This window comes from Bradyrhizobium sp. 40, from assembly GCF_023100925.1.
In the GTDB taxonomy this organism is placed as follows: domain Bacteria; phylum Pseudomonadota; class Alphaproteobacteria; order Rhizobiales; family Xanthobacteraceae; genus Bradyrhizobium.
Genome location: NZ_CP064688.1, coordinates 5504205 through 5517855, shown reverse-complemented (window position 1 = coordinate 5517855; position 13651 = coordinate 5504205). Strand labels below are relative to the sequence as shown.

At 64.4% G+C, this 13651-nt stretch carries 13 protein-coding genes; 8 read left to right on the top strand and 5 right to left on the bottom strand.

Going from position 1 to position 13651, the window contains the following annotated elements; genetic code table 11:
• Positions 1-13: 13 nt before the first annotated feature.
• Positions 14-1204 carry a urate hydroxylase PuuD gene (locus IVB40_RS26515; protein WP_247816771.1) on the bottom strand — a complete coding sequence of 397 codons (1191 nt, stop codon included), beginning with the start codon at positions 1202-1204 and terminating at the stop codon, positions 14-16.
• Positions 1205-1439: 235 nt separating this feature from the next.
• Here IVB40_RS26515 and IVB40_RS26510 point away from each other — a divergent pair, with 235 nt between their 5' ends.
• Positions 1440-2771 carry a sorbosone dehydrogenase family protein gene (locus IVB40_RS26510; protein WP_247816770.1) on the top strand — a complete coding sequence of 444 codons (1332 nt, stop codon included), beginning with the start codon at positions 1440-1442 and terminating at the stop codon, positions 2769-2771.
• 187 nt (positions 2772-2958) lie between these two features.
• Here the strand turns inward: IVB40_RS26510 and IVB40_RS26505 are convergent, their stop codons facing one another.
• From IVB40_RS26505 to IVB40_RS26495, 3 genes are read right to left on the bottom strand one after another with little or no spacing between them, the layout of a single operon-like run.
• A complete protein-coding gene (locus IVB40_RS26505) occupies positions 2959-3759 on the bottom strand; it encodes an SDR family oxidoreductase (RefSeq protein ID WP_027568762.1) in 801 nt (266 codons plus the stop codon).
• 1 nt (position 3760) lies between these two features.
• Positions 3761-4315 (bottom strand): carboxymuconolactone decarboxylase family protein, encoded by a 555-nt coding sequence (locus IVB40_RS26500; RefSeq protein ID WP_247816769.1) that lies wholly within the window; start codon positions 4313-4315, stop codon positions 3761-3763.
• 14 nt (positions 4316-4329) lie between these two features.
• Positions 4330-5142 carry an SDR family oxidoreductase gene (locus IVB40_RS26495; RefSeq protein ID WP_247816768.1) on the bottom strand — a complete coding sequence of 271 codons (813 nt, stop codon included), beginning with the start codon at positions 5140-5142 and terminating at the stop codon, positions 4330-4332.
• A gap of 233 nt (positions 5143-5375) precedes the next feature.
• On the opposite strand from IVB40_RS26495, the gene IVB40_RS26490 reads away from it, so the two are divergent.
• The 4 genes from IVB40_RS26490 to cyoD are packed head-to-tail and all read left to right on the top strand — an operon-like array spanning position 5376 to position 9226.
• Positions 5376-6209 carry a cytochrome ubiquinol oxidase subunit II gene (locus IVB40_RS26490; protein ID WP_247816767.1) on the top strand — a complete coding sequence of 278 codons (834 nt, stop codon included), beginning with the start codon at positions 5376-5378 and terminating at the stop codon, positions 6207-6209.
• On the top strand, positions 6199-8199 hold the full coding sequence (gene cyoB / locus IVB40_RS26485; RefSeq protein ID WP_247468128.1) for a cytochrome o ubiquinol oxidase subunit I: 2001 nt from the start codon (positions 6199-6201) through the stop codon (positions 8197-8199). The genes IVB40_RS26490 and cyoB overlap by 11 nt, the downstream gene beginning before the upstream one ends.
• Positions 8199-8840 carry a cytochrome (ubi)quinol oxidase subunit III gene (locus IVB40_RS26480; protein WP_247816766.1) on the top strand — a complete coding sequence of 214 codons (642 nt, stop codon included), beginning with the start codon at positions 8199-8201 and terminating at the stop codon, positions 8838-8840. The genes cyoB and IVB40_RS26480 overlap by 1 nt, the downstream gene beginning before the upstream one ends.
• Positions 8837-9226, top strand: coding sequence for a cytochrome o ubiquinol oxidase subunit IV (gene cyoD, locus IVB40_RS26475; RefSeq protein ID WP_018457172.1), 390 nt, complete (start codon positions 8837-8839; stop codon positions 9224-9226). Before IVB40_RS26480 ends, cyoD begins: the two co-directional genes overlap by 4 nt.
• Positions 9227-9443: 217 nt before the next feature.
• Here cyoD and IVB40_RS26470 read toward each other — a convergent pair whose 3' ends face one another.
• Positions 9444-10232, bottom strand: a complete 789-nt coding sequence (locus tag IVB40_RS26470; protein WP_027568768.1) for a thermonuclease family protein — start codon at positions 10230-10232, stop codon at positions 9444-9446.
• A gap of 196 nt (positions 10233-10428) precedes the next feature.
• Here IVB40_RS26470 and IVB40_RS26465 point away from each other — a divergent pair, with 196 nt between their 5' ends.
• From IVB40_RS26465 to IVB40_RS26455, 3 genes are all read left to right on the top strand, one after another.
• Positions 10429-12027, top strand: coding sequence for a GMC family oxidoreductase (locus IVB40_RS26465; protein ID WP_247425749.1), 1599 nt, complete (start codon positions 10429-10431; stop codon positions 12025-12027).
• A 7-nt stretch (positions 12028-12034) separates the two neighbouring features.
• Positions 12035-12484 carry a gluconate 2-dehydrogenase subunit 3 family protein gene (locus IVB40_RS26460; RefSeq protein ID WP_247466976.1) on the top strand — a complete coding sequence of 150 codons (450 nt, stop codon included), beginning with the start codon at positions 12035-12037 and terminating at the stop codon, positions 12482-12484.
• A gap of 91 nt (positions 12485-12575) precedes the next feature.
• Entirely contained in the window at positions 12576-13595 is a 1020-nt protein-coding gene (locus tag IVB40_RS26455; protein ID WP_247816765.1) for a trypsin-like peptidase domain-containing protein, read from the top strand.
• Positions 13596-13651: the final 56 nt, after the last annotated feature.

The following is a 13651-nucleotide window of genomic DNA, read 5'->3' as shown; positions in this document are numbered from 1 at the left end:
ACGCGCGATGGCGTCAGCGCGCCTGCTCGATATAGGCGGCGAGGATGGCGCGCTCCTCGCTGGTCATTTCGGTGATGTTGCCCGGCGGCATCGCATTGGACCAGGCGGCGACGCGGCCGATCAGGCGGATGTTGCGATGGATGTGCTCGGGCGCGTTGAGCAATATGCCCTTCGGCGCGGTCACGATGCCGGCCCAGACCGGCTCGGTCGCGTGGCACATGCTGCAGCGGGACATCACGATCTCCTCGACATTGGCAAGCGTCGGCTGCGCCGACAGCGCGCTTGTCTTGACCTCGCGCGGGCCGGCCGCCGAGAGGAAGAGGATCGCGATCACGCCGACCGCTGCGACACCCCACACCCACCACGGCGATCGGCGTCCGGCATGACCCTCGTTGAAGAAATGACGGATCACGGGACCGAGCGCCAGGATGATGGCGACGATAATCCAGTTGAAGCGGGTGGCATAGAGCAGGGGATAGTGGTTGCTGATCATCAGCACGACGACAGGCAGCGTCAGATAGTTGTTGTGAACCGAGCGCTCCTTGCTGGTCTTGCCGAGCTTTGGATCTGGCGCCTGCCCCGCGAGCAGGGCGGCGACGATCTTCTTCTGGTTCGGGATGATCAGCGTGAAGACGTTGGCGACCATGATGGTGCCGATGATCGCCCCGATCTGGTTGAAGGCGCCGCGCCCGCTCAGCACGTGGGTGAAAGCATAGGTCAATGCGACCAGGAACAGATAGCCGCCGATCGCGAAGGGCAGCTCGCGCTGCGCGAGCCCGGTACGGCAGGCGCCTTCATAGAGCAGCCACGCCAACGCGAGGCTGCACAGGCTGAACAGGCCGGCCTGGAATGGCGTGAGGTCGAGGATCGACTTGTCGACCAGGAACAAATCGGCCTCGAGATAATACACCACCACCATCAGCGCGAAGCCGGACAGCCAGGTGGTGTAGGCCTCCCATTTGAACCAGGTCAGCTCGTCCGGCATCTGGGCGGGCGCGACCAGATATTTCATGATCCGGTAGAAGCCGCCGCCATGGACCTGCCAGGCCTCGCCTTGCACGCCGTCCGGCAGCTTGCTGTCAGGCCTGAGGCTGAGGTCGAGGGCGATGAAATAGAAGGAACTGCCGATCCAGGCGATCGCGGCGACCACGTGCAGCCAGCGGAGCAGCAGGCTCGCCCATTCCGATATAATGGATCCCCACATGATCACCCCAACAGATGCAGCCCCAATGCCGCAGCCTTGATGACCGCAACCGGCGGTCCTGCCCTTACAATGTGTCGCACCGATCAGCCGCATTTTCCAGTACGATGGGCCGCGGCTGATGCACATCGTGCGGGCATGAGCTGACGTGGGATTCGGCAGGCATTTGACCTGTCGCAGAACGCTTGCGTGTCGATCGGTGTTGATGCGCCAGACATGACGGCCGGGAGGAAACGACGTGAGGAACAGGATTTCGTTCGTGGCGATGTCCGCGGGGTGGCTGGTCGCGGTCGCGAACTGCGCCCAGGCGGAGCCGGTGCTGCAGGGCAAGGATGCCTACGGCGATTGGCAGGCCGACAAGCCTGGCACGGTCAGGTTGATCCGGCCACAGGATCTGGTCAGGCCCGGCGCCACGCGGTCGGTTGCGAGTTCGTCGCGCGTGGTGCCGCGCCCGCCGGAGGGGGCGCTTCAGGTCCCGGCCGGCTTCAAGATCGAGCTGTTCGCAGAGGGCCTGCGCGCCCCGCGCATCGTGCGCGTGGCGCCGAACGGCGATGTCTTCGTCGCCGAGACGCGCGCGGGCAACATCCGCGTGTTGCGCGCCGGCGATGGCGGCAAGGCCGCGACCAACGAGGTCTTCGCTGCCGGACTGAGGCAGCCGTTCGGCATCGCCTTCTTCCCGAACGGCGACAATCCGCAATGGGTCTACGTCGCCAACACCGACAGCGTCGTCCGCTTTCCCTATCAGGCCGGCGATCTCAAGGCGCGTGGCAAGGCGGAGACGATCGTCGCGAGTCTGCCGCATGACGGCGGTCATTCCACCCGCGACGTCGTCTTCACGCCCGACAACAGGCGCATGCTGGTGTCGGTCGGCTCGCTCAGCAACGTCGCCGAGGGCATGGGCACGCCGCCGGGTGGAGTGGAAGCCTGGTCGAAAGCGCAGCCGCTCGGTGCGGCCTGGGCGAGCGAGACCGAGCGCGCCACGGTGCTCGCCTTCACCCCCGAGGGCAAGGAGCGGAAGATCTACGCCACCGGCATCCGCAACTGTGTCGGTCTTGCGATCCAGCCGCAGACCGGGCTGCCCTGGTGCTCGACCAACGAGCGCGACGGGCTCGGCGACAATCTCGTGCCTGACTATGTGACGAGCGTGAAGGAGGGCGCGTTCTACGGCTGGCCATGGTTCTATATCGGCGGCAACGAAGACCCGCGCCACGCCGGCGCGCGGCCGGACCTCAAGGACAAGGTGACGGTGCCTGATGTGCTGGTGCAGCCGCACTCGGCCTCGCTCGGCATGACCTTCTATCAGGGCACGCAGTTTCCGTCCGAATACCAGGGCGATGCTTTCGCGGCCGAGCACGGCTCCTGGAACAGGTCGAAGCGCACCGGCTACAAGGTGATCCGAATCCGGATGAAGGATGGCAAGCCGACCGGCGAGTATGAGGATTTTGTCACGGGATTCGTGGTGAGCGATACCGAGGTATGGGGGCGGCCGGTCGGTGTCGCCGTGGCAAAGGATGGGGCGCTGCTGGTGTCGGAGGACGGCAACGGCACGATCTGGCGGGTAAGCCGTTAGCCTCGCCACGGAGGTAGGTGCGCCCTCGCCCCTTGCGGGAGAGGGTGGCTCGCCGCGCAGCGGCGGGACGGGTGAGGGGTTCTATCGGCGAACTCCTTGTGCGTGTGCGGAGAGAACCCCTCATCCGGCGCTTCGCGCCACCTTCTCCCGCAAGGGGAGAAGGGAAGACGCACTGCGCTTGCGGCGCTCACCCCCGTCGCACACTCGCGCCGCCATCCACCGGCAACGTCACACCCGTGATGAAATTCGCCTCGTCCGAGGCCAGGAACAGCGCGGCATTCGCGACGTCCCACCCCGTGCCCATCTTCCTGCGCAGCGGCACCTTGCTGTCGCGCTCGGCCTCGACTTCGGCGCGGGTCTTGTGCCATTCGCGGGCGCGGGTGTCGACGGCCATCGGTGTGTTCATCAGGCCCGGCAGGATGACGTTGGCGCGGATGCCGTATTCGGCGTTCTGGTAGGCGAGCTGTTCGGTGAACGCGATCATCGCCGACTTCGTCGCCTTGTAGGCGACGTAAGGATAGGTGGTGATCGCCGCCATCGAGGAGATGTTGATGATCGCGCCGCTGTTTTGCGCGCGCATGATCGGGATCACCTCTTTCGCCGCCCAAATGCAGCTCTTCAGATTGATGGCGACGACGCGGTCGAACGCCTCCTCAGTGATTTGCAGCAGCTCGGCGTCGCCGCCGGCCAGGCTTACGCCGACATTGTTGTGCAGTACGTCGATCCGGCCCCAGCGCGCCTGCGCCTCCGCGACCATCGCCTTGATGTCGGCGGATTTTGTGACGTCGGCCCTGAACGCCGCGGCGGTGCCATGCTTCGCGGCGATCATGGCGGCGGTTTCCTGCGCCGATTCCAGATGATGATCGACGCACAGCACCTTGGCGCCCTCGCGCGCGAAGGTCAGCGCAGTGGCGCGGCCGTTGCCCATGCCTTCGCCGGGACTCTGGCCGGCGCCCACGACGATCGCAACCTTGTCCTTCAAGCGCATGTCAGTTCACTCCCGGAATCGGGTACTGCTGGAGTACCTCTTTGTAATATGGCTCGTTGTCGATCTTCATGGTGGCGAGCACGCGCACCACACCGCAATAGAATGCGATGGTCAGCACGAGGTCGACCATGTGCTCGTCCGAGAGATGCTGCCTGATCTCGGCAAAGGTCGCATCCGACATCGCGAGCTCGCGCACCATCTCGCGGGCACCTTTCAGGATCGCCTTGGCCTGTGGCTCGAGCGTCGAGGGCTTGCCCTCGGTCTCAGCCATCAGGCCGGCGATGTCATCATCGGTGACGCCGAACTCCTTGCCGATCTTCACGTGGTGAGTGAACTCGTATTCCGACTTCTCCATCCAGCCGACCTGGAGGATCGCAAGCTCCCGGAGGCGCGGGTCGAGCTTGCTCTTGAAGCGGATGTAGCCGCCGATGCCGTTGAAGGCGCGCGCCATCTCCGGCGAGTTGACCAACAGCTTGTGCAAATTGGTGTTGCGCTTGAGCATGTCGCGATATTCGGGCGCGACCTGGTCGGCCTCGAGATAGGGCAGGCGGGCCATCCCTGATGTTCCTTTCAGTGTTCTTGTGATTCACGTTCGGGGGCTTGCAGCGTCACCCCGCCGTCCACCACCAGCACCTGTCCGGTGATATAGCGCGCAAAATTGCTGAGCAGGAATTTGACGGCATGGCCAACGTCCCAGCCGGTGCCTTCCGTTTTCAGCAAAGACGCCTTGGCCCGCTGGGCGCGCGCCTGTTCGCTCATGCCGCGGGCATAGACCATCGGCGTGTACATCGGCCCGGGGCAGATGCAATTGACGCGGATGTTGTCGCGGCCGTGATCGACCGCCATCGCGCGGGTCAGGCCGATGATCGCGGCTTTCGAGGTCGAATAGGTCGTCAGGCCGCGCGGCCGCAGCGCCGAGATCGAGGAGATGTTGACGATCGCGCCGCCCCGCGCGGTCTTGATCATGGCAGGGATCGCGTGCTTGGAGAGCAGGAACATGCTCTCGACATTGACCTGCATGACGCGGCGATATTGCTCGGGCGCTTCGTCGACCACGCTGCCGCGGCTGCCGATGCCGACATTGTTGTCGAGGAAATCGAGCTGGCCCCAGCGGTCGAGCGCGGCTTCGACCAGTGTCCTGCAATCGCTCTCGCTGGTGACGTCGCCGCCATGCGCCGCGGCCGTGCCGCCTTCGGCTGCGATCATCTCCGCGGTGCGTTCGGCGAGCTTGAGGTCGCGATCGGCCACCAGCACTTTGGCGCCGGCGCGAGCCAGTAGAATTGCGGCGGCGCGGCCGTTGCCGATGCCGTCGCCGGCAGCGCCGCCGCCGCTGACCAGCGCCACCTTGCCGGCGAGACCGGGATCGTGCTCGGGCCCCTGCATGTCGTTTCATCCCGATTATTTTCGTGCACTCTAGCAATCGCCCCGAGCGGAGAGAAGGGCCGGGCTCCCGCTTTCATGTCATTGACATCGCATGGAATTGCATGCCGCCGCACGAGAAGGGCGAACGATCGACCCGCGCCGTTAGGAACCGACCTCACGAGATCGCGTTTGTTGCGGAGCCTTTCCCGCGCTAGGCTCTGTCCCGGGGCTTCCCAACCGCCAGTGGCTTGCCGATGAATCTGCTCGATCCACAAGGGCCTGTGGCTGCGGCCAACAGCACCATCCTGGTCGATTCCGTCTTCATCATGCTCGCGATCGTGGTGCCGACCATCATCGCCATCCTGGCCTTTGCATTCTGGTTTCGCGCCTCGAATCCCAAAGCAAAGTTTCAGCCCGACTTCGTCTATTCCGGGCGGGTGGAGATGGTGGTGTGGGCGATCCCCGCGCTCACCGTGATCCTGCTCGGCGGCGTCGCCTGGATCGGCTCGCACCAGCTCGATCCCGCGGCACCCGTGCCCGGCACCGGCAGCCCGGTTCGCATCCAGGCCGTCTCGCTCGATTGGAAATGGCTCTTCATCTATCCGGACCAGCGCATCGCCACCGTCAATACGCTGACGGTGCCGGCAGGCGCCGAGCTGAATTTCCAGCTGACGTCCTCGAGCGTGATGAACACCTTCTTCATCCCGCAACTCGGCAGCATGATCTACACCATGAACGGCATGGTGACGAAGCTGAACCTGCGCGCCGACAATGAGGGCAAGCTCCAGGGGTTGTCGGCACATTTCTCCGGCGACGGGTTTCCGGACATGATGTTCGACGTCAACGTGGTCTCGTCGCTCGCCTTTCCGGATTGGGTGGCGACCACGGCGAGGAGCGATGCTGTCCTCAATGAGGACAGCTACAAGAAGCTGATGCAGCAAGGCATCGAAAAGGGCAGGCCGACCTACCGGCTGGATGACCCCAGGCTGTTTGATCTGATCGCGACCCAGCACATTCCGCCGGGACCGGGTCCGGAGCTCGCATCCGAGGCCGGTCGGTCGCACAGTGGAGGCCATGATGCTCGGTAAGCTCGATTGGTCGGCCATTCCGTTCGATCAACCCATCCCGCTGATCGCAGGCGCCGTGGTGCTGATTGGGATTCTCGCCGTGCTGGCCTGGGTCGTGGTGAAGGGGCATCTGCCGTATCTCTGGCACGAGTGGATCACCAGCGTCGACCACAAGCGGATCGGCGTGATGTACATCCTGCTGGCCTCGGTGATGCTACTGCGCGGCGGCAGCGACGCCATCATGATGCGGATCCAGCAGGCGGTGGCCTACCAGTCGCAAGGCTATCTGCCGCCGGAGCACTACAACCAGATATTCTCCGCGCACGGCACCATCATGATCTTCTTCGTGGCGATGCCGTTCGTGATCGGACTGATGAATCTCATCGTGCCGCTCCAGCTTGGCGTACGAGATGTCGCTTTCCCGACGCTCAATTCGGTCGGCTTCTGGCTGACCGCGACCGGTGCGCTGCTGGTCAATCTCTCGCTCGTGATCGGCGAGTTCGCCCGCACCGGCTGGCTCGCCTTTCCGCCGCTGTCGGAACTGTCCTACTCGCCGGGCGTCGGTGTCGATTATTACGCGTGGTCGCTGCAGATCTCCGGCGTCGGCACGTTGGTTGCCGGCATCAACCTCGTGACGACGGTGCTGAAGCTGCGCACCAAAGGCATGAACTATCTGCGTATGCCGATGTTCTGCTGGACCACGCTGGCCTCGAACCTCCTGATCGTCGCGGCTTTCCCGATTTTGACCGCCACCCTCGCGATGCTGCTGCTCGACCGCTATCTCGGCTTCCACTTCTTCACCAATGAGGCCGGCGGCAATGTCATGATGTTCATGAATCTGATCTGGGCCTGGGGACATCCCGAGGTCTACATCCTGGTGCTGCCGGCCTTCGGCATCTTCTCCGAGGTGGTCTCGACCTTCTCCGGCAAGGCGCTGTTTGGCTATCGCTCGATGGTGCTGGCGACCATGGCGATCTGCGTCATCTCCTTCATGGTCTGGCTGCATCACTTCTTCACGATGGGAGCGGGCCCCGACGTCAACGCTATCTTCGGCATTGCCAGCATGATCATCGCGATACCGACCGGGGTGAAGATCTACAACTGGCTGTTCACGATGTATGGCGGCCGCATCCGCTTCGAGACGCCGATGCTGTGGTCGATAGGCTTTATGGTCACCTTCATCATCGGCGGATTGACGGGCGTGCTGGTCGCGGTGCCGCCGGCCGATTTCATCCTCCACAACAGCATGTTCCTGGTCGCGCACTTCCACAACGTCATCATCGGCGGCGTGCTGTTCGGAGCCTTCGCCGGCTTTGAGTACTGGTTCCCAAAGGCGTTCGGCTTTCGCCTCAACGACCGCTGGGGCAAGCTCGCGTTCTGGTTCACTTTCCTCGGCTTCTACGTCACCTTCATCCCGCTCTACGTCGCCGGCATGCTCGGCATGACACGGCGCATGCAGCACTATGACGTCGCGGCGTGGCGGCCATGGATGCTGGTTGCAGCCGTCGGCATGGCCGTGCTGACGATTGGCGTGATCTGCCAGATCGTGCAGCTCGTGGTCAGCATCCGCAACCGCGAAGCCCTGCGCGACCGCACCGGTGATCCCTGGGACGGCCGTTCGCTGGAATGGGCGACGTCGTCGCCGCCGCCGGTTTTCAACTTCGCTTTCAACCCCGATGTGCGCGGCGAGGATGCCTACTGGGATCTGAAGACCCATGCCAAGCAGCAATCCCTCGATCATGATGCGCCCGAGTATCATGACATCGAGATGCCCAGGAACTCGCCGACCGGGTTCGTCTGCGCGTTCTTCGCCACGGTCATGGGCTTTGCGCTGATCTGGCACATTTGGTGGATGGTGATCTTGGGCGGTATCGGAGCGTTCGCGACCTTCGTCGTGTTCGCCTGGCGCGACCATGACGAATACGTCATTCCGGCCGAGGAGGTCGCGGCGATAGACCGCGTCAACCTTGAGGAGCGGCGTAGCCTCGTCAGCATGGCAGGGACAGTCTGATGTCAATGACCGCGACCGCCGGCCGTGCGCACGTCGATCCCCATCACATCGGGCTCGTCATCGAGCATCCCGGCCCGGCGCCGAAGCGCATCGTGACCGCCTATGGCTTCTGGGTCTTCCTGCTCTCCGACATCGTGATGTTCTCCTGCTTCTTTGCGGCCTATGCGGTGCTGGCCGACCAGACCGCCGGCGGCCCGAAGGGTTCGGAGATATTCGAGCAGCGGAACGTCGCGATCGAGACTGTCTGCCTGCTGCTGTCGAGTTTCACGTGCGGCATGGCGAGCATCGCGGCCGATGTGCGCAACCGGTTCTGGTTCTATCTCGGGATGGCGGTGACGTGTTTGCTCGGCCTCATCTTTCTCGTCATTGAGTTTCGCGAATTCGCTGATCTCGTTGCCCGCGGCTATGGCCCATCGCGCAGCGCTTTCCTGACCTCGTTCTTCTCGCTGGTCGGCTGCCACGGCCTCCACGTCTCGGCCGGCATATTGTGGCTTCTCACCATGATGGCCCAGGTCTTCGCAAAGGGTTTTCGTGCCGACGTGCTGCGCCGGATGATGTGCTTCGCGCTGTTCTGGCATGCGCTTGACATCGTCTGGGTCGGAGTCTTCTCCGTCGTCTATTTGCTTGGGAGTGGCGTATGAGCGATCAGACGCATATGCCGGCCGGTCATGACCTTGCGCCGGGCGATGAGGAGCAACACAGTGTCGGCACGCGCATCCTCGGTTACGTGGTCGGTCTTGTTCTCGCGCTGCTGCTGACGGCGACCTCGTTCTTCATCGCCGGCACGGATCTGGTCTGGCAGCCTTCGATTCCGGTCGCGCTGATCGTGCTGGCGATCGCGCAGATGGGCGTGCACCTCGTGTTCTTCCTGCACATCACCACCGGCCCCGACAACACCAACAACGTGCTGGCGCTGGCTTTCGGACTGTTGGTGGTCTTCCTGGTGGTCGGTGGCACTGTCTGGATCATGGCGCATCTGAATGCGAACATGCCGGCCATGGATCAGATCATGCCGATGCGCCGCTAAGGGCGCACAAAAAAGAAGAGCCGCTTGTTGCGACAAGCGGCCCAAGTCTAGGGAGGAAACGCCCGAGCAAAGCAATCGGGCCGGAGCCGGATTGCCGCCAAGGAAACGCTCGCGCAAAGCGCTTGCGTACGCTTACAAATGCAGCAACTCCCGATAGAGTTCAATTCCGGATGAATACTGTCTCCGGTTGCCGCTCACGGGTGCGTGATGGGCGTCGTTATTTCGGCCGCCGGCAATTGTAGGCCTTGCGGAAGCCCGCAGCCTGGGCGTCGTCCTCCGAGCAGAACCAGCGGTCCGGTCTGGTGGTCGCGGGGTAGCTCGGGCAGCCCCGTAAATGGTAGATGCCGATATTGCCGGTCACGCGCGCGCGGACCGCAAGCTTGCCCTTGATGCCACAGCTCGGCGGCATCGTCAGATCCTCAGGAAACAACACCGCGCGAATCTCCTTGTCGCGGTCGGCGCGGCAGGCGGCGCCCAGGAGCGCGCCGTCCTTCTTGCCGGCGCGGAATTCCTGCGGTGCAACAAAGCAGCCCTTCCAGATTCCGGCCGAGGTTGATTTGGCGTCGGCCGCGGCCGACTTGATGTTCGCCTTGACCGGCTCCCGGGCAATGGCATAGCCGAGCTTGACGAGCTGCTCGTTCAAGCTGGTCTTGTCGCCTTCGGCCGTGCAGATCGCGCGGTGCCGCTTGCCAAAACTCTTTTCCGGTCCGACATCGTCGCAACGCACCGATCGCTTGCCAATCAGCTTGGCGAGCTGGTCGCGGGCCTCGATGCCGCAGGTCCAGGGATCGGCGTGATCGTCGATGCAGACCTGGTCCAGCTCGGGTGCGTCGACGCCGTCGAGGCGGTAGGTGACGTCGCCGAGCTGGATGGCGTTGCCATCGCGGACCGTCGCGGCGGCGGTCAGCGCCGAGGCCGGGCCGGAGGTGCCCAGAAATCCGGACAGGGCAATAAAGGAAACGAGCGCAAAAGCGCGGGCGCTGGCAAAGGACTTTCGGAAGGACATAAGGTCTCGCTATCGATGGCTCGTGCGCCTTGTTCCTAGCATCCGGATGTGGCGATACCAATGGTCTGCGCCCCGCGAAGTGCGACATTCCGACCTCGCGGCTTTACTCAGCCGTAGCTCTGATTCTATCGTTCGCGGGCCTTGCGGAGCGGAGGCCGAATCGCCCGGGAAGCGGCGAAGGGAGGAAAAATTTGCGATGAAAGACCCCGTGGACGTCCTGATCATCGGCGCCGGCGCTTCGGGCGCGGCGGTGGCGTGGTCGCTGGCCGAAACCAAGATGCATATTCTCTGCCTGGAGCAGGGCGGCTGGATGAACCCGGCGGAATATCCCAGCACGGGCCGGGACTGGGAGGCCAAGTTCTACGGCGAGTGGTCGTCGAGCCCCAACGTCCGCGGCCGCCCCGAAGACTATCCGATCAACGACGACGATTCGCCGATCAAAGTCGTCAACTATAATGCGGTCGGCGGCTCGACGGTGATGTACACCGCGCACTGGCCGCGGCTGCATCCCTCCGATTTCAAGGTGAGGACGCTCGACGGCGTCGCCGACGACTGGCCGATCGACTACGACGCGCTGACCCCGTTCTTCGAAGAGAACGACCGGATGATGGGCACGTCCGGCCTGTCGGGCGATCCGCTCTCACCGCTGACGCATCCGCCGATGCCGCAACAGCCGATGGGGTTGTCCGGTGCGATCATCGGCAAGACCATGAACAAGCTCGGCTGGCACTGGTGGCCGTCGGATACGACAGTCGCGACCATGGACTACGAGGGCCGCGCGCGCTGCATCAATCTCGGCCATTGCACGCCAGCCTGCGCGCAAGGCGCCAAGTCCTCGACCGACATCACCTATTGGCCGCACGCGGTCCGCGCCGGCGTCGAGCTGCGTACGCACTGCCGGGTGCGCGAGATCACCACCGACGAGAACGGCATGGCCACCGGCGTGGTCTATTACGACAAGGACGGCGTCGAGCAGTTCCAGCCGGCGCATGTCGTCATCATCGCCTGCAACGGCGTCGGCACGCCGCGGCTGCTGCTGAATTCGGCATCGAATCGCTTTCCGAACGGGCTTGCCAATTCGTCCGGCCTCGTCGGCAAGAACCTGATGTTCCATCCTTATGCGCAGATCTACGGCTACGTAAAAGAGCCGACCGATAGCAACCGCGCGCCGCCGACCTGCCTGTGGAGCAAGGAATGGTATGACACGGACCTCTCGCGCGGCTTCGTGCGCGGCTATGGCGTTCAGTTCGTGCGCGGCGCGGGGCCGGTGTTCGAGGCTGTCGTCAGCGAGCAGAAGGGCATTCTGCCGTGGGGCGCCGATCATCACCGCATCTTCCGCAAGCTCAACGGCCACCGGCTCGGCTTTTCCGCGATCTGCGAGGACCTGCCGGAGGAGCATAACCAAGTCACGCTCGATCCGGTCTTGAAGGACGGCCACGGCATTCCCGCGCCGAAGATCGACTACACGATCAGCGAGAACAGCCGGAAGATGATGGAGCATGCGCTGGCGCGCGGGCGGGAGATTCTCGAAACCGCGGGGGCGAGCGACATCTGCGTCAACTCGCCGATCCCGTGGGGCGGCTGGCATCTGCTCGGCACGGCACGGATGGGCACTGACCCCGAACGCTCCGTCGTCAATGAATGGGGCCGCTCGCACGACGTCAAGAATCTCTTCATCGTCGATGGCAGCATCTTCGTTACATCGGGCGGGGTCAACCCGACGTCCACCATTCAGGCCCTCGCGCTCTACATCGCCGACCAGATGAAGCAGCGCCTCGCCAATTTGTTCGATTGAGGCCGACATGTCCGCAGACAATCAACTGACACGCAGCCAGCGCGACGACCTCCGCGCTATCGCCGCGATGATCGTTCCCGCGAGCGACGAGTACAAGGTGCCCGGCGCTGACGACCCCGCGATCCAGGCTGACATGCTGGCGACGCTGGGGCGTGACGCCAAATTGGTGGCGGCGGCGCTCGACCATCTGGGGCGGCTCGCGGGCCGACCGTTCGCCGAGCTCGATGCGGCCAGGCGCGATGCGGTGGCGCAGGAGTTTCGCAGTTCCGGCGGCGCGGCTGCCGCGACGCTCGTCCGCGTGGTGCTGCAATGCTACTACCGCGACGACCGTGTGCTGCGCTCGCTCGGCCTCGAGCTACGCGCGCCGTTCCCCCTGGGTTACGTGCTGCCGGATGGCGACTGGTCGTTGCTGGATCCGGTCAAGGCAAGGGCGGGCACGCTGCGACGGGCGCCCTAGCCACCCGGGCAGTCCAGCCTTGCGCCCCGGACGGGTCCCTTGCGCCTCACGGGGCAGGCCACCATCTGTGTGAGCCTCAAGGACTCCTATCATGCTGGATTTCACCTCAGATACCGTCGATGACGCCGCGTCATCGCGAACGGAAACGGCTGTCCCGGTCGATGACCGGGCCCTGCTGGACGCCTATTCCAATGCCGTCATCGACGTGACCGACCGCGTCGGTCCGGCCGTCGTGCGCGTCGAGACCGGACCAAAGGTGCCGAACGGCCGCGAGCGCGGCGGGCTCGGCTCGGGCATCGTGATCTCGCCGGACGGACTCGTGCTCACCAATAGCCACGTGGTGGGCTCGTCGAAGGAGATCCGGCTGCGCGACGTCGAGGGCCATGTCGGCGACGCCCGGGTGCTCGGCGTCGATCCCGACACTGACCTTGCGCTGCTCCGCGCCAACGGCGTGCGGGACTTGCCCTATGCGGCGCTCGGCAACTCCAAGACCTTGCGGCGCGGTCAGCTCGTGATCGCGATCGGCAACCCGCTCGGCTTTGAATCGACCGTTACCGCCGGAGTGGTCTCGGCGCTCGGGCGCTCGATCCGCTCGGTCAGTGGCCGCACCATAGAGGACGTGATCCAGACTGATGCTGCGCTCAACCCCGGCAATTCGGGCGGGCCGCTGGTGTCGTCGAATGCCGAGGTGATCGGCATCAACACCGCGATCATCAATGGCGCGCAAGGCATCTGCTTTGCGGTCGCCAGCAACACCGCGCAATTCGTGCTGTCGGAGATCATCCGCCACGGCTATGTTCGCCGCGCCTATATCGGCGTGGCCGGTCAGACCGCGCCGATCCCGCGGCGGCACGCGGTGCTGGCCGGCGTCGAGAACAAGATGGGCGCGCTGCTGGCGCAGATCGAGCCGGACGGGCCGGCGGCGAAGGCGGGCCTGTTGTCCGGCGATGTCGTGATCGGCCTCGACGGCGTCGAGATCAACGGCGTCGACGATCTGATCCGTGTGCTCGATCGCGACCGGATCGGCCGGCAGCTGGCGATGGACGTGCTGCGGCTCGGCCGCCTGCGGGCGATCGATATCGATCCGGTCGAGCGCAAGCCGGCCCGCTAGCGTGTGGGCGCCCAAGCGGGGTATGACGGTGTCATGCCTCGCTTCGGGAACCCCGC

Excerpts from the sequence above, each read along its gene's own strand:
- IVB40_RS26490 (WP_247816767.1), top strand. The coding sequence starts at position 5,376 with ATGAATCTGCTCGATCCACAAGGGCCTGTGGCTGCGGCCAACAGCACC.
- IVB40_RS26480 (WP_247816766.1), top strand. The coding sequence starts at position 8,199 with ATGTCAATGACCGCGACCGCCGGCCGTGCGCACGTCGATCCCCATCAC.
- IVB40_RS26465 (WP_247425749.1), top strand. The coding sequence starts at position 10,429 with ATGAAAGACCCCGTGGACGTCCTGATCATCGGCGCCGGCGCTTCGGGC.
- IVB40_RS26515 (WP_247816771.1), bottom strand. The coding sequence starts at position 1,204 with ATGTGGGGATCCATTATATCGGAATGGGCGAGCCTGCTGCTCCGCTGG.
- IVB40_RS26495 (WP_247816768.1), bottom strand. The coding sequence starts at position 5,142 with ATGCAGGGGCCCGAGCACGATCCCGGTCTCGCCGGCAAGGTGGCGCTG.
- cyoD (WP_018457172.1), top strand. The coding sequence starts at position 8,837 with ATGAGCGATCAGACGCATATGCCGGCCGGTCATGACCTTGCGCCGGGC.
- IVB40_RS26500 (WP_247816769.1), bottom strand. The coding sequence starts at position 4,315 with ATGGCCCGCCTGCCCTATCTCGAGGCCGACCAGGTCGCGCCCGAATAT.
- cyoB (WP_247468128.1), top strand. The coding sequence starts at position 6,199 with ATGCTCGGTAAGCTCGATTGGTCGGCCATTCCGTTCGATCAACCCATC.
- IVB40_RS26460 (WP_247466976.1), top strand. The coding sequence starts at position 12,035 with ATGTCCGCAGACAATCAACTGACACGCAGCCAGCGCGACGACCTCCGC.
- IVB40_RS26455 (WP_247816765.1), top strand. The coding sequence starts at position 12,576 with ATGCTGGATTTCACCTCAGATACCGTCGATGACGCCGCGTCATCGCGA.
- IVB40_RS26470 (WP_027568768.1), bottom strand. The coding sequence starts at position 10,232 with ATGTCCTTCCGAAAGTCCTTTGCCAGCGCCCGCGCTTTTGCGCTCGTT.
- IVB40_RS26505 (WP_027568762.1), bottom strand. The coding sequence starts at position 3,759 with ATGCGCTTGAAGGACAAGGTTGCGATCGTCGTGGGCGCCGGCCAGAGT.